This is a genomic window from Luminiphilus syltensis NOR5-1B, assembly GCF_000158175.1.
Classification (GTDB): Bacteria; Pseudomonadota; Gammaproteobacteria; order Pseudomonadales; family Halieaceae; genus Luminiphilus; species Luminiphilus syltensis.
The window spans coordinates 2,107,824-2,126,795 of sequence record NZ_DS999411.1; the positions used below are offsets into that span (position 1 = coordinate 2,107,824).

Genomic DNA, 18,972 nt, shown 5'->3' on the forward strand with positions numbered 1-18,972 from the left:
CGTTGTAGGACCCGAGGACTTTAACGTGGCGCTTGAATAATAAAAAATTGAATGTTTTTATTGTTATGTTTTAAATTTATTAACTATAGGGTGGGGTGATCGATGGAAAACACAATGGCGGGGCGGCTTAATTTCAAGCATCTCCGGTATTTTTGGGCGGTAGCCAAGGAGGGGAGCCTCGCGCGCGCCTCCGAGGTATTACATGTGTCTGCTCCGGCACTGTCGGTACAAATCCAGAAACTGGAGGAGCAGCTGGGCACCCCCTTGTTTGATCGAAAAGGTCGTCAGCTGGTTCTCAACGAGGCCGGACGGGTGGCGCTCGACTACGCCGAAACCATCTTTACCGCAGGCAATGATCTGGTCGGCACTTTGCGAGGACTGGACCCGCTACTGGGGAGGTCGGTACGCATTGGTGCAATGGCCACGCTGTCGCGGAACTTCCAGGTCAAATTTCTGAGGCCCGTGCTCGACCGAAAAGACATTGAGATTGTGGTTCGTTCCGATGGATTGACTGCGCTCCTTGGGGAGCTCGAGTCACTGCAGCTCGACGTGGTTTTGGTGAATACGCCGCCAACGATTAGCCATCACGTACCCTGGTTGACCCATTTGTTGTCCGAGCAGCCGGTCAGCATTGTGGGCGTACCCGATCGTGTTTCGGAGGACGCGGATATCGATCAGCTCCTGTCGAAAGAGCCCCTGATTTTGCCGTCGACGGATAGCAGCATACGGAACAATTTTGACGCCTGGCTGAATCGTCGGGGGATTCGCCCCAGTATTGTTGCGGAAGTCGACGACATGGCAATGATCCGATTACTGGTTCGCTCGGGGATTGGTATTGCGGTAGTGCCACCGATCGTCGTGAGGGATGAACTTGATTCGGGCCTGCTCGTGCAGGCAAGGCGCTTTGATGCATTGACCGAGCGCTTTTACGCCATCACGCTCAAACGGCGTTTCCAAAATCCGGTCATCAATACCTTGTTGGAAAACAGTGAAATAAGCCCATCGGTATCGTCAGGGGATGAACCCTAAAAAAGCCATACGTTGATGCGGCGTTGCTGGCAGGGGGTGTTCATGGTTGCAACGAGCATAAAAAAAGCGGGCTCCTGGAGCCCGCTTCCGGTTCCACCTGGCTTCGCTCTACTCAGCGCTCGATGGCAGCAACTTCCGCGTTTTGCTTGCCGGTAAGTTGGGCCAGTGCTTGTCGCGAACCCACTTGCTCGGCGAAAGCCTCGAGGTCGAGGCCATTACAGGTGATTTGATTGGCGGGCTTGCCAATAGTCATCATGCTTCCTCGGGTTCTCACGATCTTGCGGAGATTGTCCTGCATCGCTCTCGCATCGTCCTCGATAATTGAGCGACATACCGCAGCGGCTTTTTTGTCGCCATCGTACGATACGTCCGCGCTTGCTGGTAACGCACAGACTGCAGTGATAGCGATGAGTGATGATCCCAATACAATATTCTTCAGCTTCATAGTGAACTACTCCTTGTTCAATGGTTGTTTGGCTGATCAGAACCAATCCCTGGCTCCGATGGACGAAGTATCCCCCTGACCCAGTGAGGTTCAAACATCAAAAGCGGTCATTAGCCGTCACTTCCGAGCACGCGGGTAGCTTATGGCGTCAATGCCCATCATTTACCTGCCTTTCGGGCTCTCTGGCGGTGACGCGGAACAATATCCAGGGTGTCAAAAAGTTGAGATAATGAACGAAATGCTGGGGGAAGCGCGATGTTGATGACAAAGCGAAAGCTTGAGCGAGCTCTGGCAGGGGCGAGGGACTATGATCAGTGGCGCGAGATAGCAGAGCAGATTGACCGGCGCAGTGGCGCTATGCGCTGGCGCGAGGTTGACCAGTCGAATCAGTACGATTACCTGTCGATTCGGTCGCGTCTGGAGCGATTACGTGACCTGCGAACCCGAGATGATTACAGCGGACTCCTGTTCACCCTCAATGAGGGCATTCACGGCAACATGGGGGGGATGGGCAATGCGGCGCTCTACACCCGTGCACTTTCGGGAACCAAGCACCTGATAGAAGCCTACATCGGTGAGGTATCCGATGCCCTTGAGCTACTTGCGGGCCTCGACGATTCCCAGATTGATGTGGAGGAGAAATCTGATTTCTTCCGTCGCGCTGACCAGTGTTTCGGTCACAGCGCGCTGATGATGAGTGGGTCCGGGGCGCTGCTCTATTTCCATGCGGGAGTTGTCAAATGCCTGTGGCAGCATCGCCTGTTACCCCAGGTGTTATCGGGCTCGAGTGGCGGTGCGATTGTCGGCAGTTTGCTGGCCACTCATTCGGACGAGGAACTGGAGGGTGTTTTTGATCCGGACTACCTGGCCTCCGCCGTAGAGCATACAAAAGGGTTTCTGGGTGCTCTGGGGTTCAGGCCGCCACGGGTGCTTAAACCCGAAGAAGTCCGAGCAAGGATTGACCACTTCATTCCAGACCTGACTTTTCAGGAGTCCTTTGAACGCAGCGGAAGACTGATAAATATCTCGATTGCACCCGCAGAGACCCACCAGACATCGCGCCTCCTCAATGCGACCTCCTCGCCGAATGTGCTTATTCGTGAGGCTCTCATGGCTTCTACCGCGGTACCCGGTATTTACCCGTCGGTAATGTTGCTGGCCAGAGATAAGTACGGGGATAAAAAGCCCTACCTACCTTCGCGGAAGTGGGTAGACGGCGCGGTGAGTGATGATCTGCCGGCGAAACGACTGGCAAGGCTGTATGGCGTCAATCATTTTGTGGTCAGCCAAACCAACCCACATGTCATCCCTTTTATTGGGGATGCGAAGCGACAGTCCAAAGCTCTGCCCGTGCTGCGTGTTGCGGCAACACGAACCGCGCGCGAATGGCTGAATGCGGGTGCGACACTGCTGCAGAAGCCGCTTTCGAGATCACCGGCGATTCATCAACTACTGAATACAACGCTTGCCGTGGTTAATCAGGATTACGTCGGCGATATCAATGTGTTGCCCCCGTTTCGATTCAGAAACCCAATGCGCTTACTCGATAGCCTGTCGGTGGGGGAAATCGATGATCTGATTGGCATCGGTGAACGAGCGACCTGGCCAAAGCTGGAAATGGTAAGGCTGCAAACCCAGATTAGTCGCACCTTGCGTCGAATTCGCGACACTTCGGATCTTATTGAAAGCCCGGGCTATCGGCGAGCCGGCTAATCCCGGCTCGCGGGCGAAAATAAAATAAACCCCCTGAAAACCCCTTGTACCCCGCATTGCGTCTAATCCATAAACCTCGCAGGGAAGCGGCGTCTTGACAGGGAAGTCATCGGATAGGGGGTACATCGAATGTTGCTTAAACGATGAAGTCGGTGCATTCGAATCGCCCGGGTACGGTCATGTGTCAATAGAACTATTCGGATTCACTGCGAATGACTCGCTTTCCATAAAGATGAGCGTTTATCCGGGTATTTAAATCGACACCCCAGTATTTGTGATGGGCTCGGGTTTTGTGGGTGGGCGGATGCGTGTGACAATAGGCCGATGCAATCAACTGAACAACCTTTTACATCGCCCCCCGACACCCATACCGGTGATGGGAATGAAAGAAACGTGGGGTTTGAGCTCGAATTCTCGGGAATCGGTCTCGAACACGCCAAGGATTGCCTTATCGAGTCGCTCGGTGGTGAGGTGGTTAAAAGCACCGCGGCTACCCAGACCGTAGAAGTCCCCGACCTTGGCCCCTTTATCGTTGAAATTGACTGGCAGTTTTTGAAAGACAAGGCCGCGGCAGTGGTCGCTGACGATGACAGCTCTCCGTCTCCGATGCTGGTAGAGAAACTCAGCGAAGCAGCCCCACTGTTGGTTCCGATCGAGGTTGTTTGTCCGCCGATTCCTATCTCGCAGCTGCATAGACTCGACGCCCTGGTGACTGCTTTGCGCGATGCCGGGGCTCAGGGTACCGCTGAGTCGCTGATCGCCGCTTACGGTGTGCATATCAATCCTGAAGTCCCGTCGCTGGATGGTGACACGCTACTTGCCTACCTGCGTGCTTTTGCCGCATTACAGTGGTGGCTGGTCGAGGCTCACGATGTCGACCGCATGCGTAAATTGTCGCCCTACATCGATCTGTGGCCTGAGGCGTACTTGCGTTTGCTATTTTCCAGCACGCCAACCGATACACAGCAGCTAATCGATGACTATCTTGCGCACAATGCGACCCGCAATCGGGCGCTGGATTGTCTACCCCTGTTTGCCGAGATCGATGAAAAAAGGGTGCAGGCGGCGGTGGACGATCCCAGGGTAAAACCACGACCGACGTTTCACTATCGAATGCCCAATTGCGCTATCGATGTGGAGGGCTGGTCGCTCGCGGAGAGTTGGAGCCGGTGGTGCGCGGTGGAGCGATTGGCCAGCGATACAGAAGCTTTGAAACAGGTGGGTGAGCAGTTTCTCGCGATGGATCGACCCGTCATTGGCGTTGATCGAAAGGCCTGGATACAGTGGTTGGATGAATGGCTAGCAGACCCGTCGTAGCCGTAACGGGTGACTCACGCCGATGGGCGCCCAGCTGGTGGTGTATTGCGACCGCGCTAACGCTTGCTGGTGCAAAACCCATCCGGTTAACCACGCGCCGGCCGGACTTGTCGATAATGCCTGATGCGCTATTGGTTAGCGGTGGTAATGATATTGGCCCCGAGTTGTATGGAGAGCCGATCAATCCAAAGGTGAAAATCGATTCTGACAGAGATAAGTTGGAGATGCAGTGGATTCGAACGGCGCTTGATCACGGTTGGCCGCTGCTCGGTATTTGTCGAGGGGCTCAGCTGATTAATGTGGTTCTCGGTGGAACGCTCTATACGGATATTCGAGCGTTAAGACGGCGTACCTATAATCGCCCCAGTTTGTTGCCGACCAAGCAGGTGGCTGTCGAGCAGTCGTCTTTTTTGCATCGAGTGGTTAGAAAAACCCGGCTCCGGGTTAATAGCCTGCACCATCAAGCGGTCAACATGAGTGGGTCAAATCTGCGAGTCGTCGGTCGCGATCTTGACGAATTCTGTCAGGCTTTTGAGGGCACACTGCCGCAGCGGATTATTGGTGTCCAGTGGCACCCAGAGTACCTTTTTTACCTGCCCGCGCAGCTTCGACTATTCCGTTGGCTGGTAAACGCCGCCAGATCATAGGTTCCCACGCGTTCTGAAAAAGTGCGGTAGCATGCTCCACATCAGTTCCCGGTAGAAGGCACCCTAAGTATGAGCACGCAAAATCAACTCAACGTACTCGGCGAGCCTCTTGAATGCTGTTGCCAGGATCCTTTAACGGGCTTTTATCGCGATGGGTTTTGTAATACCGGCCCCGGTGATGCCGGATTGCACACGGTGTGCGCCCAGGTGGATGACGACTTTTTGGGGTTTTCGGCGCAGGCGGGTAATGATTTGAGCACGCCGCGCCCGGAGTTTGAGTTCCCGGGCCTCCAGTCGGGAGATGCCTGGTGCCTGTGCGCCGCGCGGTGGGCCGAGGCGCATCAGATGGGCCTGGCTCCCAAGGTCTTTCTTCGCCGAACGAACATTAAGACGTTGGAGCTGATACCACTGGAATGGCTCAAGGCCTATGCTATCGACATATCGTGAGGGTGCCCCGTATTGGCCTAAAAATGGCTATTCGGATTTAAAGGCTTTTGCCATTATGTACCGCTCATAGCAGCGTTCAACAGACACCCTGACAACCACTGTGACTCCCAGAGAGATGTTATGACGCCGACCAGCATCCGCGACTGCATGTACCCCAATCCGCTGACGATAAGCGAGCACGCGCCGTTGGTGCAGGCGATTCAAGTGTTGACCGAATTCAAACTTACCGGGTTAACAGTGCTCGATGATTCGGGCAAACCCTGCGGCAAAATAACCGAGCTCGACTGTATTCGTTCGATTCTTAATTCGGTTTATAACGACGGCAATCCTGAAAACATTCAGGTCGCACAGGCCATGACCCACGAGATTCACTCCTGTGGCCCCGAGGATAGCATTGTCGAGGTGGCACAACGTATGCTCGACACGCATCAGCGCCGCAATGCCGTCATCAAGGACGGAGCACTGGTCGGGCAGGTCAGTTCCAGCAATATTTTATGGGCGCTGATGGAGCACTCGAGAGCACGCCAAAATATGCGTTAGCGCGAAACCGGGCTCAGGCAAGCTTGAGTAGTTTTGCCAGCCCCATCCCGGCCAGCATCGCGGCGATGAAAACCACGGTTGATTCGGTGCCGTAAGCTAGCGCGGCAATCGCAGGTCCGGGGCAGTACCCGACCAGTCCCCACCCGATACCGAAGAGCACCCCGCCACCGATGAGTCGTCGATCAATGACGGCCGATGCGGGGAGTGAGAAGGCCTCCGCAAAAATGGGCTTGGATCGCTGAAGAATAAACGGGGTGGCCCCCAGTGATATCAGCAAGGCACCGCCCATGACGAAGGCGAGGTCGGGCTGCCAATCGCCGAATAGGTCAAGAAAGCCCTGTACTTTTGCCGTATTCGTCATTCCGGAGAGGGCGAGACCGATGCCAAAAAGAATCCCGGATACCAGCGCAGCAAGTTTACTCACAGGCCCAACCCCAGCACGTGACGCAGGATAAACACAGTGATGATGCCTGCGCTTATGAACGTGAGGGTAGCGATGAGCGATCGGGCCGAGCGGCGACCTATTCCACAAACACCATGGCCGCTGGTGCAGCCGCTGCCAATTCGTGTGCCAATCCCCACAAACAGGCCCGCGACGACAATCAACCACAGTGGCGCTTCAGGCGGTGCCGGTATCGCCATTCCTGAAAGCGTGTGCAACAACCAGGCGCCCACAATCAGACCACCTACAAAATAAACCCGCCACTGACGATCCGGACCCGTTATTGCGCCCCAGACGATCCCGCTGACGCCGGCGACCCGCCCGAGTGATGCCAGGAGCGACATCGCCGCAAGGCCAATAAACAAGCCACCGATGGTGGGCAAAATATAGGCTGTCATTCGAAACTCCACAGCAATCGCCGTCAAAAACCGCGTTTAGAAAATAGTCGGGAATAGGGCAGGGCTGCCAGCCGTCAACGTCACATACGCTTCAAGAGCGGAGCCGCTAGCGCCTTCGTTCTGGCTACCAGGGCCCGTCGTCGACATGGGGCGGCGGGTCCTGCCTTACCTTCTTCTCATTTCACCTACTTACTATCGCAACCGCGACGCATTCTAGCATTTTGCGTACCGCTGTGGCCCGTATGTTGGCACCCAAAAAAAAGCCCCGCACTGGGTGCGGGGCTTTCGCTGCACGTTGGTTCAGGCGGCTTGATTAAGGGGCATCTTCCCATTTTGACTGCAGTAACGCTTCTTCTTCCTGCCACCCCAGCGCAACACCTGCCGCGGTTTCATCGATAAAGCGCGCCACTTGATCATCGGTTTGCCCCGAAGCCGGTCGGTAGTAGGTCGATTGCTCGAGAAAGACCTCTCGGCCCATCACCTGGGTAACCCAGCTGCCATCGTGGCGGCAGGCCACGCCTCGCCAGTGATTCTCGCTCGATGCGACCATGAATTCACGACACCACTCGCCATCAGCGGCGGGGAACGTCAGCACGGCGCGCATCTGTCGATCGCCATCGAGTGCATCCCAGCCCTCTGCTCGTGATGCGTTGCTGTTCAACGCATTGGCGAGCGCACTGTCCATCACCATCGGGTTGTCGATATTCTCCTCCTGCACGGCAATAGTGAAGACCATAACAGCGAGAATTGACGCGGCTACCGCCATCGGCTGCGTCGCGCGGCGCCATAGAGGCACGACATTGGACGGTACATCCGGCAACTCATCATCGGATTGCACCGTTCCAAAGGCCTCCTGAACGTCGGCAGGGACGGCAGCTGAGGCCGTGCTTCGGTAAAAATCGCGTAGCTTTTCGTCGTTGTCGCGTCGCTCGAAGATCATTTGCTTCAGCGTGCTCGAAGCCGCGATCTCCCGCTCAAACTCGTGACGCTCATCACGTAGCATTTCGCCGTCAATATAACGGGAAACACGGATTTCGCGCCGTAAGGCCTCATCTTCGAGGTTGTGAATTTTACCATCGGCCATTGCCGTTACTCCTGCCTGCAAACCAAGGGGACATCCCAAGTACCCCTGTTACGCCCCTGAAGGCGCCTGAAACAGCCCAGACCCTAAGAACCTGGACTCCACTCCACTTTCTCTGCAAGGCTCTTTCGGCCTCGCGCGATCCTACTCATCACTGTTCCGATGGGGATCTCCAATATCTCTGCGACCTCGGCGTATGAATAGCCCTCGACCGCAACAAGCACCAGTGCCGCCCGCTGGTCTTCGGGTAACGCCGCCATTGCCTGGCTTACCCGATCAAGCTGCAGCGAACCCTCTCCTGTCGCCGCATCCTGTGGTGTGCCGCCGCCGTCCTCTTCCGCGGCGCTGTGACGCTGTCTTACCTCGCGCCACCGGAGCTCATCTATCCAGAGGTTCTTGCACACCCGGTATGCCCATTTGGCCACGTGGGCATCATCGGGCATTCCTCGCTGCAAGAGCCGTTCCACGGTCACCTGCAGCAGGTCGTCTGCGTCCGCTGGCTCAGCGGTAAGCGATAGGCAAAACCGTTTGAGTCCGGGTAATTCGCCCATCAATAGTTGACGTTGAGCTTTGTCGAGCGCTGCCATTGCCTGCCTGTTAAACTATTAACGTCCGGAGTGGTCGAATTATTCCCACGATCTGGAATTTTTATGTGTTGCTGAACGTTATCCATTAGATGCAGAGACCCTCTGCAAGGATCAAGGCTCAAATGATGACTTTACCCGTTAACAGTACCCCTGCAGCCCCCCGTTGGAAAGTCATTCCCTTGTTCGCCTGCGCGGTGTGGCTTTTCAGCCAGGCCAGCTATTCGCAGGAGCTCACCGTGGGTGGCTATGCTGATTTCGGCGATGACGTAGACGAACAGGTCGAGGAGCAGGTCGCTGATCAGCTCGAAGAGCAGACCGAGCAAGGGGTTGCTGACGCCACCGAAGACGAAGTGAGCGATGGGGTGGTGGATAGTGTGGAAGACCGGGTCGAAGACCAGCTCACCGTCGGCGGTTACGTCGACTTCGATGAGCAAGTCGAAGAGCAGGTCGAGGATCAAGTAGAGGATTCGGTCTCAGATGAAGTCGTCGACGGTGTGGTGGACCAGGCCGAAGATGCCGTGCTGGATGATATTACCGAGGGCGCCGAGGAGGAGATTGTTGTCACCACCGAGGAGGTAATTGCCGAGGAAGTGGAAGACTCGCTGGAGACTTCGGTAGAGCAGTCGGTTGAGGAGGACACCGAAGAGGAAGTGGTGGCGACCGTCGAGGAGCAGGCCGCCGAGTCGGCGGAGCAACAAATTGAAGAGCAGGTCGCCGATGCCGCTGAAGATGCGGTAGCCGGTGACGTGACTGCTGCGACCGAGGTGGCTGTCGAGGAATCCGCCGGCGATGCGGCGGAGGCGTCACTGGAGGAGCAGGTCGCTGAGTCCATCAGCGCCGACGCGGAAGAAGAAGTGATCGACGACGTTTATGACACCGCTGAGCGGGTTGCCCTGGTTTCAACAGAGGATCTTCTGGCCTCCGAAGTCGAGGAATTGATTGACGATATCGAGACGGGAATTGGGATCGATAAGCATCGGATCCACAGCGATCAGTGGCTGGTGATGGCTGAACCTGAAGTCTTCGATGAACTGGCCGATGAGGGCTATCTGTTTGATACCTTCACGGAACTGCCGGGGCTGGGACTGCGGCTCGCGGAGGTTGCTGCGCCTGCGAGTTTCGATATTTCGGTTGCTCGTGACGGTATTCTTGATGTGGTCGGTGATCGCGCTGAAGTGGATCTGAATCACATTTATACCGCTGGCGTTCCCGATGCCGGCGACGCCGCATCGGGGGTTTTGCCGCGAGATGCGATGACCTTCCCCGACGATATTGGATCACTGAATCTGCGTATTGGTGTGGTGGACAGTGCGGTTGATATGACACACCCCGCGCTCGCCAAGGCATCTATTACCGCTCGCGCCTTCGTGGGTAATGACACCGATATGCCCGCTTTTCACGGCACCGCCATAGCGTCTATTTTCTCGGCAGATTTCGAGGATTTTCAGGGCATCGCCCCGGGAGCAACACTGTATTCCGCGGCAGTATTCGAATCGTCCGAGAACGACGGGGAAATAGCCAGTACTGTGAGCCTTGTCAGGGCAATCGATTGGTTGTTGGCCACGGGCGTAGACGTTGTGAATCTGAGCCTGGCCGGGCCCGCCAACCGTTTGCTTGAGGTCGCATTGAAGCGGGTAGCCGAACGGGATGTCATTGTTCTGGCCGCTGCCGGTAATGGTGGGCCTATGTCTCGCCCGCTATACCCCGCGGCCTACGATAGCGTTGTGGCAGTGACGGCCGTTGACCGGGAAGGGCGGGTATTTCGATTGGCCAACCGAGGCGATTACCTCGATTTGGCTGCACCTGGTGTGAATCTTCGTCATGCCCTTGCCGGTGGTGGTTATGCGACGTCATCCGGGACCTCTTTCGCCGTCCCCTTCGCCGCAACCGCAGCGGCGGCTATTAAGCATCGCGAACCGGAAACCGACGTGCTCGACCGTCTCTACGCGTCGGTAACCGATCTGGGCCCACCCGGGCGAGATACTATTTACGGTTATGGCTTGCTGCGCCCCTGAATCTTTTAGAAGCGGATTTCCACACGCGTTCCAACCACGGTTTGGTCGTAATCTGCAGCGGGTAAATTAGAGCTGTAGTCTCCGTAGGCTCCGTAGACCTGCCAATTGAGATAAGAGGTAACGGGGATCTCTAGTTCAGCTTTCAGCCGCAGGCGATCATCGTCTCTCTCCTCACCAATGCTGGGCGTGTCGGCACTGTAATCGCGCTGCTCAAAGCGTGCCGAGAGCTCCACGGTTGAAAGACGCTCAAATGCTGTGAATCGCTGCACGAACCTGAGTTTCAAACCATGGCTTCGATAATCAAAGCGGTCGGCCTGGCTGTTCTCCGATTTGTAGTTGTAGCCCGCATTGATGTAGCGCCGTAAGCCTTTCCAAAAAAAGTAGGCATCCAGCTCGGCACCGTCGGTGATAGCGTCACGACCGGATCGCGTTTCGATCGATTTTTCGCTGCGCACGTAAGCGCCACGAAAGAACCAGCGCTTGCTGGCAAACCCTGATATCGAGGGGGAGAGGCGCTTGTAGGTGAGAAAGTCATTGCCGTCGAGTAGGGCGTTGATATAAAAGTAGTTAAGCCCCGTTGATATCGCACCAATATTGGCGCTTAGGTTGGCACCTAAAATATGGGTTTGTCGGCTGAGTCTGCTGTAGGTGTCATAGGCAGTCTGGCCAAAGCTGTAGGACAGGGAGGCTTTGGCGTTGTCCCCCAGTGTTTGGTCGACACCGATGTCGGCACCGTAAACCAGCGCATGGTCACTGCGCCCACTCGAGGCCTCCACCTCGTCTATAGAGACGTTGCTATCGTATTCCCGGCCTACGTTAACGCCGCCGGACAGCGTTGTTTCGGCATGCACCTCACCAAAAGAAAGCGCGCAGCAGACGCTGATGCCAAGCAATCGCTGAAAGTAAGGGGCGGGGCACTGATTCATGATGGGGTGGGTTGGAGTAGCGATAGCAGAGGCTAACGGATTGCCACGGCGAGCTCAATACGCGTGAGCCAAAGCTCGGCCTCTGTTATCCTGCTTTTTATTTATGGAGCTTAGATGATGACAGAAGAACCCGATCAGCACCTGGATGCAATGAACCAATTTATCAATCTGGCCAACGAGCTTAAGAATAATGGTACACCGACCCATATCGTATCCTGGGGAATGATGACGGCGTCTGCGGTTTACGCGACCTTCTCAGTGGCGGGTAATACCGGGGGTCTCAATGCCTCCGGAGTCGACAAGGTCGTTGAGACCTATCGCCAGTGCCTTGATCAGGTTCAGGAGGCTCGAAAAAAGGAGCTGGAAAACCAGGGCGCTGAGATACGAAACGAGAACTGAAGTTGCCGCCGTTATTTGGTGAGGTCCTGCAATAGGGCTAGAAAAGGTCGCTCCCGACTAAATTCCTGAAAATACTCCGGGTCGAGAGGCTTACTGAATATAAAGCCCTGTATGACGTGCGCTCCGAAGTCCTGCAGCATCTTGAACTGGTTTGGATTGTCCACGCCCTCGGCGACGATCTCCAATTCCAGTTCTCTGGCCATGGCGATAATTGCCCCGGTTACCTTTGCTGAGTTGGCATCGTTCTCCATAGCGACGACGAAACTGCGATCGACCTTGAGTTCGTTGAGTGGGAATTTGGCCAGGTAAGCCAGTGAGCTGTAGCCGGTCCCAAAATCATCTACGGATAGTCTGACGCCAACTTCACTATGCAGTCGCTGCAGCTTGGCGAGTGTACCGTCAACATCTGCGACCAGTGAGCTCTCCGTGAGTTCCAGCTCGAAGCGGGCAGGATCCATCGCGGTTTGCCGCAGCGTCTCAGCTACCAGGTCGATGAACCGGTCGCTCAGCTGCAGCGCAGAAACGTTGACGGAGATTTTGGGCGGGGCAACGCCTGCGCGTTCAAACGTCTGAAAGTCCTCGCAGGCCTTACGGATTATCCAATCGCCGATTTCTATAATGATTCCCGAATCTTCGGCAATAGGGATGAACTGGAAAGGTGGGACCATCCCCCGATTTGGGTTGTCCCAACGCAGTAACGCTTCGGCACCCACGACTGTGCCTTTTTCAGTATCAATTTGCGGTTGGTAGTGGAGCTGCAGTTCAGCGTCAAAATCAGCCGCTCTAAGTTCGCCTTCAAGCTGAAAGCGAATGCTGCCCGCCTGGTCAATTTTCAGGTTATAGATTTCCGGGGTCCGGCTCCGCTCGTTTTTGGCATGGGTTAACGCAATATCGGCGGCACGCATCAGGTCTTGAGGCTTCCTACCATGCTGCGGAGCGACCGCAAACCCCATCACGCACTGCATGGGCAGGATTTGTCCATCGACATCCAGGGGGTGGTTGAGTTCATCGAGAATGCGCCGTGCGGTTGTGTGCACATCCTCTGAATTTTCGATCCCGTGCAGTACGATTGAGAATTCATCGGTCCCGACGCGGGACACATCGCGGTTATCACCGTTTCTACCGACAACATCACTGTTGCGCGTCGCGGTAACCAAACGCTTCGAGAATTGTCGAAGCACTTGATCGCCTATCTCCCTGCCCAGGGTTTCGTTGATCCGCCTGAGATTATCAAGATCGACAAACACCAGGCCCACATGCTTTCTTTCCCGCTCAGCGATACGCATCAGGGTGTTGAGCTGTTCGGTCATCAGTTGGCGATTGGGAAGGTCGGTTAGTGCATCGTAATTGGCCGCTCGCTGGAGCTTCTGTTGTGTTTCGTTGACCTCTTCCTGCGCCTGGTCGAGCTGTTTACTTTGCGAATCCATTCTCAAGGTAAGTAGATTTTTGTCGGCGTTGAGTTGAGTTTTAAACTTATGCACGCCATCGATAACGCCGTTGAGTACCGTTGCGATATGGGCGATTTCATCGTGCCTTCCCCTGCGGATCTTGATTTGCTCCGGCAGCTGCCCGGTTGATATTCGATCGGCGGTCTCGGCGAGTAGTTCAAGGGGTTTGCTGATCGATCGAGACAAAATCTTGACCAGCAGAAAAAGAATCAGAATCGATACAGCGACGCCACCAGTCAGCAGCGAGGCCGTCTGCTGCATACCCGCATAAATGGCTGAAACCGGAATGGCAGCTTCAACATACCCGGCAACGAAGCGTGCACCATCTCCGCCGTCAACGGCCAACTGCTCGCGGTAGTCTTTTTCGGTGATGCGCTCATCGAGTGGGTTGATGGTGGTGCTGATCGGAACACTGATGGCGAGTATCTGCTTTGCACCGGGTAGTAGAGAGATCCAGGTTGAGAGTTCATTACTATTTTGGGTCCCCTCGATGGATAGCACTAGGGTGTCAGTGGGGTCGTTCTGCTCCGGTCGTGACAGGGTTGCGTTATCAAAGGGCGCCAACAGATTGCGAGATGTCTTGGCAATGAGACCGCCATCGACATGAAATACCGCGGCAGAGGTGGTTTCTTCGATATAGTGGAGTAGCCACTTTAACTCCTTAGCTGCCGCAGATTGTTTGCGAAAGTGAACAATGTCCGGCCAATAGCTGGTGCTGGCAATGTTGATCTCGACCTGGGCCAGAAGTAGTTTTTTTCGCGCCGAAAATTCCCATTGCAAGAGTGTCGCAAGCACGACCGCACCCGCAAGTAGGGCGACGAGCAGTGAAAAAACGGTAAACCTATCGCTGACCTTCATTGTACTGGCAGTAACATCATCGTCGAGTGGCTCTTTTATCGGTGAGTTTTAGGCGGCAGTATCAGTGTCACCGCGGAACTGAGGTAATGTCATGATATCGGGATACCGATGGTTCAGGGGCTCGGGTACCCCAGCGTCAGAGACAATAGCCGCATGCTGGCGCTCCAGACGATGCGGATCCAGTACACCGCAACTATGCGCCATCACCCCCACCTCGTGAAGCATGTTTTTCGCATAGTTGGCCACCCGTTCTGATTTCAGTTGCGGGTTCAGCCCCTTTTGCAGCTTTTTATCATGAGTGGTAATGCCGGTGGGACAGGTATTCTGGTTACATTGCATGGCTTGAATGCAGCCCAGTGCAAACATGAAACCTCGTGCCGAATTGACGGCATCGGCCCCAAGGCAGAGCGCTGCGGCGACGTTTGAGGGCGTTACGAGTTTCCCGGACGCGATAATCCGAATCCGTTTGCGCAGTCCGTACTCGTTGCGCTTATCCACCAGGACCGGCAGGCTCGACCATATCGGCTGCCCCATTGTGTCCATCAGGCTCTGGGGTGCAGCACCGGTACCTCCGTCGGCGCTGTCGAGAGTAATAAAGTCTGGCGCCGAAGCGACACCGCGTTGGTGGATCATGGAGAATAGTTCGTCCAACCAGGCTGGCTGCCCGAGCACGAACTTGATGCCGGTCGGTTTGCCGGTAAGTTTTCGCACCCGCTCAATCATATCCAGTAAGTCACTGACGTTGCCGACATCTTCGTGGCGGTTTGGGCTGATCGAATCGTGCCCAACAGGAATGCCCCGGGTACTGGCAATGACATCGGTAACCTTATTGCCGGGCAAAATACCGCCCTTGCCAGGTTTTGCCCCCTGGGAAAGCTTGATCTCGAACATGCGCACCTGTTCGATCGCGGCGATTTCTTTCAGCTTTTCATCGGATAAGGCGCCGTTCTCATCCCGGACGCCATACTTGGCTGTGCCAATTTGAAAGACAATGTCACAGCCACCTTTCAGGTGATAGGGGGAAATTGCCCCCTCGCCGGTGTTCAGATAGATACCGGCCTTCTTGGCGCCATGGGACAGGGCCGTGATAGCAGGCGCAGAAAGGGCACCAAAGCTCATCGCTGATATATTGAAAAACGAGTAAGTCTGGTAGGGCTGCCCCACGTATTGGCCACCAAAAACGATGGGTGTTCGTTCCTGCTCAAGGGCTTCACTTTCCAGTAGGGGGAAGGCACCGTTTAAAAAAAGAAAATCACCGGGACGGTTTATGGGCATGGTCGAGCCAAATGCCAGCGTCGAATCAATATTTTTGGCGGAGCGGGCGACCCAGGATCGCTGCGCCCGATTAAAAGGCAACTCCTCGCGATCCATCGCAAAAAAGTACTGGCGGAAGAAAACGCCGATATGCTCGAAGAAATAACGCAGACGGCCAATAACGGGGTAATTTCTGCGAATCGCCTGCTCGGTCTGGGTGACATCAACCACGTAAATAACGGCGAGCACGACGCCGCCACCAACGAGCAACAGGGCGAGAAACACCAGTGCGATATCGCTCACCCAGATCAGAAAATCGTGCACCGTCCCCATAGACCCTTCGTCCTCTGACGCCCGGCTCGTTTGCCTGCTTTCCCTAAATACAATACACCATAGAGCGGTGGAAGAGTGCTGTGGCAGGCGACGAATTCGGGCAGTTTTAACACCTCGGGCTACTTAGTTTAACGACACCAGAAGGACCAGCCCCTCAATGCATACCAGCGCGTTTTATCCAATATGGGGCGTTGGCCAGTGCATGCTCATTAGTCATTCACCAATTGGTGTAGAGTCCGGGCGCGCCTGAAGCGTTAGTCGGCCCTGGTTGGTAAGACCGCTCTATAGCGTTACGACCGGTGGCTTGAGGTCGGGCAATGAGTTGATTGCTGGCTAAAACGTTGTGGTACCGAAGGCCGGACTTGAACCGGCAAGGCATTGCTGCCGGGGGATTTTGAATCCCCTGTGTCTACCAATTCCACCACTCCGGCACAAATCTGCAGCGGGCGGGAGTATACCAATATTGAGCGCGCCGGCAATTGTTAGTGCACTGAAAAAAGGTTGTGGGTATACTACGTCGCGACTCACACGCGCCGGGATTGGCCCGACGCGACGCTCTGAGTATCTCAAGGGAGAAAAGACATGGCGATGAAGCTGATCAAGAAGACGGCCGATTACAAGGTTTTCAAGCGCGGCGATGAGCGATACGCGGTTCAGGACGCGGCCGGAAAGCCCGTTAACGGCGAGGAGAAGGTCAAAATTCTGCTCTCGGAGGAGCTGATCAAGGTCTCTCTGCCGGGCGAGTCCGTGGCTGAAGAGGCTGAAGCCGAGGAGCCCGCGGAAGAAGTGGCGCCCGAGGAAGAAGCGGCGCCCGAGGAAGCTGCCCAGGCCTGATGCGCCCTTGAGCAGCATCGTGAAGCCGGCGATTGTGCCGGCTTTTTTTTAGCTTCCATTCAGGCTGAGGCCGTCCGCCGATGTTACGACAGGACTTTCAGTTCGATCTGCCCGGTGAGCTGATAGCGCAAGAACCACTCGCCGAGCGCAGTAGCTCTCGGTTGTTGGTGTTGGAGGGTGCCAGCGGTGACCTCTTTCATAAGCAGTTCACCGATATCGTTGATCTGATCAACCCCGAGGACTTGTTGGTATTCAACAATACCAAGGTGCTTCCTGCGCGGCTGTTTGGGGTGAAGCAGACGGGCGGCAGAGTTGAGATTCTAATCGAGCGCTTGCGCGCAGATGGCTCAGCCGTGGCCCAGGTGAGAGCGAGTAAGACACCCCGCGACGGCGCCGCTATCTACATTACTTCCGATGAGGAGTCCGATAAATCGGAATTCTACGTGCGGGTCGTTGGTCGAGAAGGGTCGATGTATCTGCTCGAGCCCGAAGTCGGAGACTGGCGCGAGATTATGCGTCGATTCGGCCACATGCCGTTGCCGCCGTATATCGATCGGCCCGATAATGAATCGGACCAGGATCGCTATCAGACGGTCTATGCCAGCAAGGAGGGGGCTGTTGCTGCGCCCACCGCGGGTCTGCACTTCGATCGCAATCTGCTGCGAGACTTGTCAGCCAAAGGTGTTGCTTCTGTCGAGGTTACGCTCCACGTGGGTGCAGGCACGTTTCAGCCGGTTCGCGCCGAACGTATAGAAGACCATCACATGCATGCGGAAACCATCGACGTGGGCCTTACAGTCTGCGAGGCCGTCGATGCCTGTCGCGACGGAGGCGGCCGCGTCGTCGCGGTGGGTACTACGGCCGTGCGCTCGCTTGAAGCCGCCGCTGCGGCTGGTTCTCTGGTGCCCTTTCATGGCGACACGGACATCTTTCTTTATCCTGGCAGGCCCTTTCGAGTGGTCGACGCCATGATAACCAATTTCCATTTGCCGGAGTCGACCCTGATTATGCTGGTCAGCGCTTTTGCCGGGCGGGAGCATGTGTTGGCGGCGTATCGCGCCGCGGTTAGCCAGCGTTACCGATTTTTCAGTTACGGCGATGCCATGTTTATCACCGCCCACCCTGAGGCGCGCCGGGAGGGTTTGCTTGAAATTTGAGACCACATCCCGGGACGGCCTGGCGCGCCGGGGTAGACTCCTTTTTGACAGGGGCGTTGTCGACACCCCGGCATTTATGCCGGTGGGCACCTACGGTACGGTCAAAGGTATGCTACCGCGGGATATTACCGCGATTGGTGCCCAGATTATTCTGGGGAACACGTTTCATCTCTGGCTGCGCCCGGGTACCGATATCATTGCTCAGCACGGGGACCTACATGACTTTATGGCCTGGCAGGGGCCGATTCTCACCGATTCCGGCGGCTTCCAGGTGTTCAGCCTGGGCGCTATGCGCAAGGTCGCAGAGGCGGGAGTTACTTTCAAATCGCCGGTGAATGGCGATACGGTCTTTCTCGACCCCGAGACATCCATGCAGATCCAGGCGAAGCTGGGCAGTGACATCGTCATGATTTTCGACGAGTGCACGCCGTATCCCGCCACCTTTGAGCAAGCCCGCGAGTCAATGGCCCTGTCCCTGCGATGGGCGGAGCGCAGCCGAATCGGGCACGGCGATAACCCGGCGGCGCTCTTCGGTATTGTCCAGGGTGGTATGTACGACGACTTGCGCCGAGAGTCGCTGGCGGGCTTGGTCGATATTGGATTTGACGGTTATGCCATCGGCGGTCTTTCGGTGGGTGAGCCGAAGGAGGCCATGATGGGCGTGCTCGACGGGATCGCAGACGATTTACCTGTCGACAAGCCCAGATACCTGATGGGCGTCGGGACGCCGGCGGACCTGCTGGAAAGTGTGCGGCGCGGTATTGATATGTTCGACTGCGTGATGCCGACGCGAAACGCGCGTAACGGACACCTGTTCACCAGCCGGGGAGTGATAAAGTTGCGCAATGCGCGTCACAAAACGGATCCGGAACCGCTTGATCCCGCCTGTGATTGCTATACCTGCAACAACTTCAGCCGCGCCTATTTGCATCATCTGGACCGCTGCAATGAAATTCTGGGTTCGCAGTTGTGCACCCTCCATAATTTGCGGTTTTATCAGAATCACATGGCGGCAATTCGAGCAGCGATTGATGCCGGGCAGTTCGATGCATTCGCCGATAACTTCTATAAAAGCCAGGACAACGAGTTGCCTTAGGGCGAC

Annotated in this window: 19 protein-coding genes and 1 tRNA gene; 11 read left to right on the top strand and 9 right to left on the bottom strand. The window is 55.8% G+C overall.

From position 1 onward, the window contains the following. The first annotated feature begins 102 nt into the window (after positions 1-102). Positions 103-1,029 carry a LysR family transcriptional regulator gene (locus NOR51B_RS09505; protein WP_009021493.1) on the top strand — a complete coding sequence of 309 codons (927 nt, stop codon included), beginning with the start codon at positions 103-105 and terminating at the stop codon, positions 1,027-1,029. A 112-nt stretch (positions 1,030-1,141) separates the two neighbouring features. On the opposite strand, the gene NOR51B_RS09510 is transcribed toward NOR51B_RS09505, so the two are convergent. Beyond that, positions 1,142-1,474, bottom strand: a complete 333-nt coding sequence (locus tag NOR51B_RS09510) for a hypothetical protein (RefSeq protein WP_009021001.1) — start codon at positions 1,472-1,474, stop codon at positions 1,142-1,144. A gap of 261 nt (positions 1,475-1,735) precedes the next feature. Here NOR51B_RS09510 and NOR51B_RS09515 point away from each other — a divergent pair, with 261 nt between their 5' ends. From NOR51B_RS09515 to NOR51B_RS09535, 5 genes are all read left to right on the top strand, one after another. Then, positions 1,736-3,187 carry a DUF3336 domain-containing protein gene (locus tag NOR51B_RS09515; RefSeq protein WP_230198441.1) on the top strand — a complete coding sequence of 484 codons (1,452 nt, stop codon included), beginning with the start codon at positions 1,736-1,738 and terminating at the stop codon, positions 3,185-3,187. 324 nt (positions 3,188-3,511) lie between these two features. Next, positions 3,512-4,504 (top strand): amidoligase family protein, encoded by a 993-nt coding sequence (locus NOR51B_RS09520; protein ID WP_009018819.1) that lies wholly within the window; start codon positions 3,512-3,514, stop codon positions 4,502-4,504. A gap of 116 nt (positions 4,505-4,620) precedes the next feature. After that, the gene (locus NOR51B_RS09525; protein ID WP_009020588.1) at positions 4,621-5,151 is read left to right on the top strand and encodes a gamma-glutamyl-gamma-aminobutyrate hydrolase family protein; all 531 of its coding nucleotides are present in this window, start codon (positions 4,621-4,623) and stop codon (positions 5,149-5,151) included. Positions 5,152-5,220: 69 nt separating this feature from the next. Continuing rightward, on the top strand, positions 5,221-5,598 hold the full coding sequence (locus NOR51B_RS09530) for a DUF2237 family protein (RefSeq protein ID WP_009019040.1): 378 nt from the start codon (positions 5,221-5,223) through the stop codon (positions 5,596-5,598). Between the two features lie 120 nt (positions 5,599-5,718). Further along, positions 5,719-6,138 (top strand): CBS domain-containing protein, encoded by a 420-nt coding sequence (locus NOR51B_RS09535; RefSeq protein ID WP_230198442.1) that lies wholly within the window; start codon positions 5,719-5,721, stop codon positions 6,136-6,138. Between the two features lie 13 nt (positions 6,139-6,151). Here the strand turns inward: NOR51B_RS09535 and NOR51B_RS09540 are convergent, their stop codons facing one another. The 4 genes from NOR51B_RS09540 to NOR51B_RS09555 all read right to left on the bottom strand — a co-directional run bounded on the left by NOR51B_RS09540 (position 6,152) and on the right by NOR51B_RS09555 (position 8,646). Beyond that, positions 6,152-6,562 (bottom strand): DUF6691 family protein, encoded by a 411-nt coding sequence (locus NOR51B_RS09540; protein WP_009019982.1) that lies wholly within the window; start codon positions 6,560-6,562, stop codon positions 6,152-6,154. Then, on the bottom strand, positions 6,559-6,978 hold the full coding sequence (locus tag NOR51B_RS09545) for a YeeE/YedE family protein (RefSeq protein WP_040481991.1): 420 nt from the start codon (positions 6,976-6,978) through the stop codon (positions 6,559-6,561). Before NOR51B_RS09545 ends, NOR51B_RS09540 begins: the two co-directional genes overlap by 4 nt. Positions 6,979-7,291: 313 nt before the next feature. Then, a complete protein-coding gene (locus NOR51B_RS09550; RefSeq protein WP_009020172.1) occupies positions 7,292-8,062 on the bottom strand; it encodes a hypothetical protein in 771 nt (256 codons plus the stop codon). Positions 8,063-8,145: 83 nt separating this feature from the next. After that, entirely contained in the window at positions 8,146-8,646 is a 501-nt protein-coding gene (locus NOR51B_RS09555; protein WP_009021144.1) for an RNA polymerase sigma factor, read from the bottom strand. A gap of 122 nt (positions 8,647-8,768) precedes the next feature. Between NOR51B_RS09555 and NOR51B_RS09560 the strand changes: the two genes are divergently transcribed. Next, on the top strand, positions 8,769-10,661 hold the full coding sequence (locus NOR51B_RS09560) for a S8 family serine peptidase (protein WP_009019398.1): 1,893 nt from the start codon (positions 8,769-8,771) through the stop codon (positions 10,659-10,661). Between the two features lie 5 nt (positions 10,662-10,666). On the opposite strand, the gene NOR51B_RS09565 is transcribed toward NOR51B_RS09560, so the two are convergent. Further along, the gene (locus NOR51B_RS09565) at positions 10,667-11,587 is read right to left on the bottom strand and encodes a surface lipoprotein assembly modifier (RefSeq protein WP_009021054.1); all 921 of its coding nucleotides are present in this window, start codon (positions 11,585-11,587) and stop codon (positions 10,667-10,669) included. A 114-nt stretch (positions 11,588-11,701) separates the two neighbouring features. Here NOR51B_RS09565 and NOR51B_RS09570 point away from each other — a divergent pair, with 114 nt between their 5' ends. After that, on the top strand, positions 11,702-11,986 hold the full coding sequence (locus NOR51B_RS09570; RefSeq protein WP_009020475.1) for a DUF3144 domain-containing protein: 285 nt from the start codon (positions 11,702-11,704) through the stop codon (positions 11,984-11,986). 11 nt (positions 11,987-11,997) lie between these two features. On the opposite strand, the gene NOR51B_RS15005 is transcribed toward NOR51B_RS09570, so the two are convergent. From NOR51B_RS15005 to NOR51B_RS09585, 3 genes are all read right to left on the bottom strand, one after another. After that, complete coding sequence (locus NOR51B_RS15005; protein WP_009021250.1) at positions 11,998-14,292, bottom strand: EAL domain-containing protein; 2,295 nt, start codon at positions 14,290-14,292, stop codon at positions 11,998-12,000. Positions 14,293-14,340: 48 nt separating this feature from the next. Next, on the bottom strand, positions 14,341-15,879 hold the full coding sequence (locus tag NOR51B_RS09580; protein WP_009019216.1) for an FMN-binding glutamate synthase family protein: 1,539 nt from the start codon (positions 15,877-15,879) through the stop codon (positions 14,341-14,343). A 344-nt stretch (positions 15,880-16,223) separates the two neighbouring features. Then, a tRNA-Leu gene (locus tag NOR51B_RS09585) sits at positions 16,224-16,310 on the bottom strand. Between the two features lie 151 nt (positions 16,311-16,461). Here NOR51B_RS09585 and NOR51B_RS09590 point away from each other — a divergent pair. The 3 genes from NOR51B_RS09590 (at position 16,462) to tgt (ending at position 18,966) form a co-directional block, all read left to right on the top strand. After that, positions 16,462-16,713 (top strand): hypothetical protein, encoded by a 252-nt coding sequence (locus NOR51B_RS09590; protein ID WP_009021492.1) that lies wholly within the window; start codon positions 16,462-16,464, stop codon positions 16,711-16,713. An 80-nt stretch (positions 16,714-16,793) separates the two neighbouring features. Then, positions 16,794-17,870 (top strand): tRNA preQ1(34) S-adenosylmethionine ribosyltransferase-isomerase QueA, encoded by a 1,077-nt coding sequence (gene queA, locus NOR51B_RS09595; RefSeq protein ID WP_009020253.1) that lies wholly within the window; start codon positions 16,794-16,796, stop codon positions 17,868-17,870. Next, on the top strand, positions 17,860-18,966 hold the full coding sequence (tgt, locus tag NOR51B_RS09600; RefSeq protein WP_040481992.1) for a tRNA guanosine(34) transglycosylase Tgt: 1,107 nt from the start codon (positions 17,860-17,862) through the stop codon (positions 18,964-18,966). The genes queA and tgt overlap by 11 nt, the downstream gene beginning before the upstream one ends. Positions 18,967-18,972 lie beyond the last annotated feature (6 nt).

Excerpts from the sequence above, each read along its gene's own strand:
- NOR51B_RS09545 (WP_040481991.1), bottom strand. The coding sequence starts at position 6,978 with ATGACAGCCTATATTTTGCCCACCATCGGTGGCTTGTTTATTGGCCTT.
- NOR51B_RS09570 (WP_009020475.1), top strand. The coding sequence starts at position 11,702 with ATGATGACAGAAGAACCCGATCAGCACCTGGATGCAATGAACCAATTT.
- NOR51B_RS09560 (WP_009019398.1), top strand. The coding sequence starts at position 8,769 with ATGATGACTTTACCCGTTAACAGTACCCCTGCAGCCCCCCGTTGGAAA.
- NOR51B_RS09590 (WP_009021492.1), top strand. The coding sequence starts at position 16,462 with ATGGCGATGAAGCTGATCAAGAAGACGGCCGATTACAAGGTTTTCAAG.
- NOR51B_RS09555 (WP_009021144.1), bottom strand. The coding sequence starts at position 8,646 with ATGGCAGCGCTCGACAAAGCTCAACGTCAACTATTGATGGGCGAATTA.
- NOR51B_RS09535 (WP_230198442.1), top strand. The coding sequence starts at position 5,719 with ATGACGCCGACCAGCATCCGCGACTGCATGTACCCCAATCCGCTGACG.
- NOR51B_RS09510 (WP_009021001.1), bottom strand. The coding sequence starts at position 1,474 with ATGAAGCTGAAGAATATTGTATTGGGATCATCACTCATCGCTATCACT.
- NOR51B_RS09580 (WP_009019216.1), bottom strand. The coding sequence starts at position 15,879 with ATGGGGACGGTGCACGATTTTCTGATCTGGGTGAGCGATATCGCACTG.
- NOR51B_RS09505 (WP_009021493.1), top strand. The coding sequence starts at position 103 with ATGGAAAACACAATGGCGGGGCGGCTTAATTTCAAGCATCTCCGGTAT.
- NOR51B_RS15005 (WP_009021250.1), bottom strand. The coding sequence starts at position 14,292 with ATGAAGGTCAGCGATAGGTTTACCGTTTTTTCACTGCTCGTCGCCCTA.
- NOR51B_RS09515 (WP_230198441.1), top strand. The coding sequence starts at position 1,736 with ATGACAAAGCGAAAGCTTGAGCGAGCTCTGGCAGGGGCGAGGGACTAT.
- queA (WP_009020253.1), top strand. The coding sequence starts at position 16,794 with ATGTTACGACAGGACTTTCAGTTCGATCTGCCCGGTGAGCTGATAGCG.
- NOR51B_RS09525 (WP_009020588.1), top strand. The coding sequence starts at position 4,621 with ATGCCTGATGCGCTATTGGTTAGCGGTGGTAATGATATTGGCCCCGAG.
- NOR51B_RS09530 (WP_009019040.1), top strand. The coding sequence starts at position 5,221 with ATGAGCACGCAAAATCAACTCAACGTACTCGGCGAGCCTCTTGAATGC.
- NOR51B_RS09565 (WP_009021054.1), bottom strand. The coding sequence starts at position 11,587 with ATGAATCAGTGCCCCGCCCCTTACTTTCAGCGATTGCTTGGCATCAGC.
- NOR51B_RS09520 (WP_009018819.1), top strand. The coding sequence starts at position 3,512 with ATGCAATCAACTGAACAACCTTTTACATCGCCCCCCGACACCCATACC.
- NOR51B_RS09550 (WP_009020172.1), bottom strand. The coding sequence starts at position 8,062 with ATGGCCGATGGTAAAATTCACAACCTCGAAGATGAGGCCTTACGGCGC.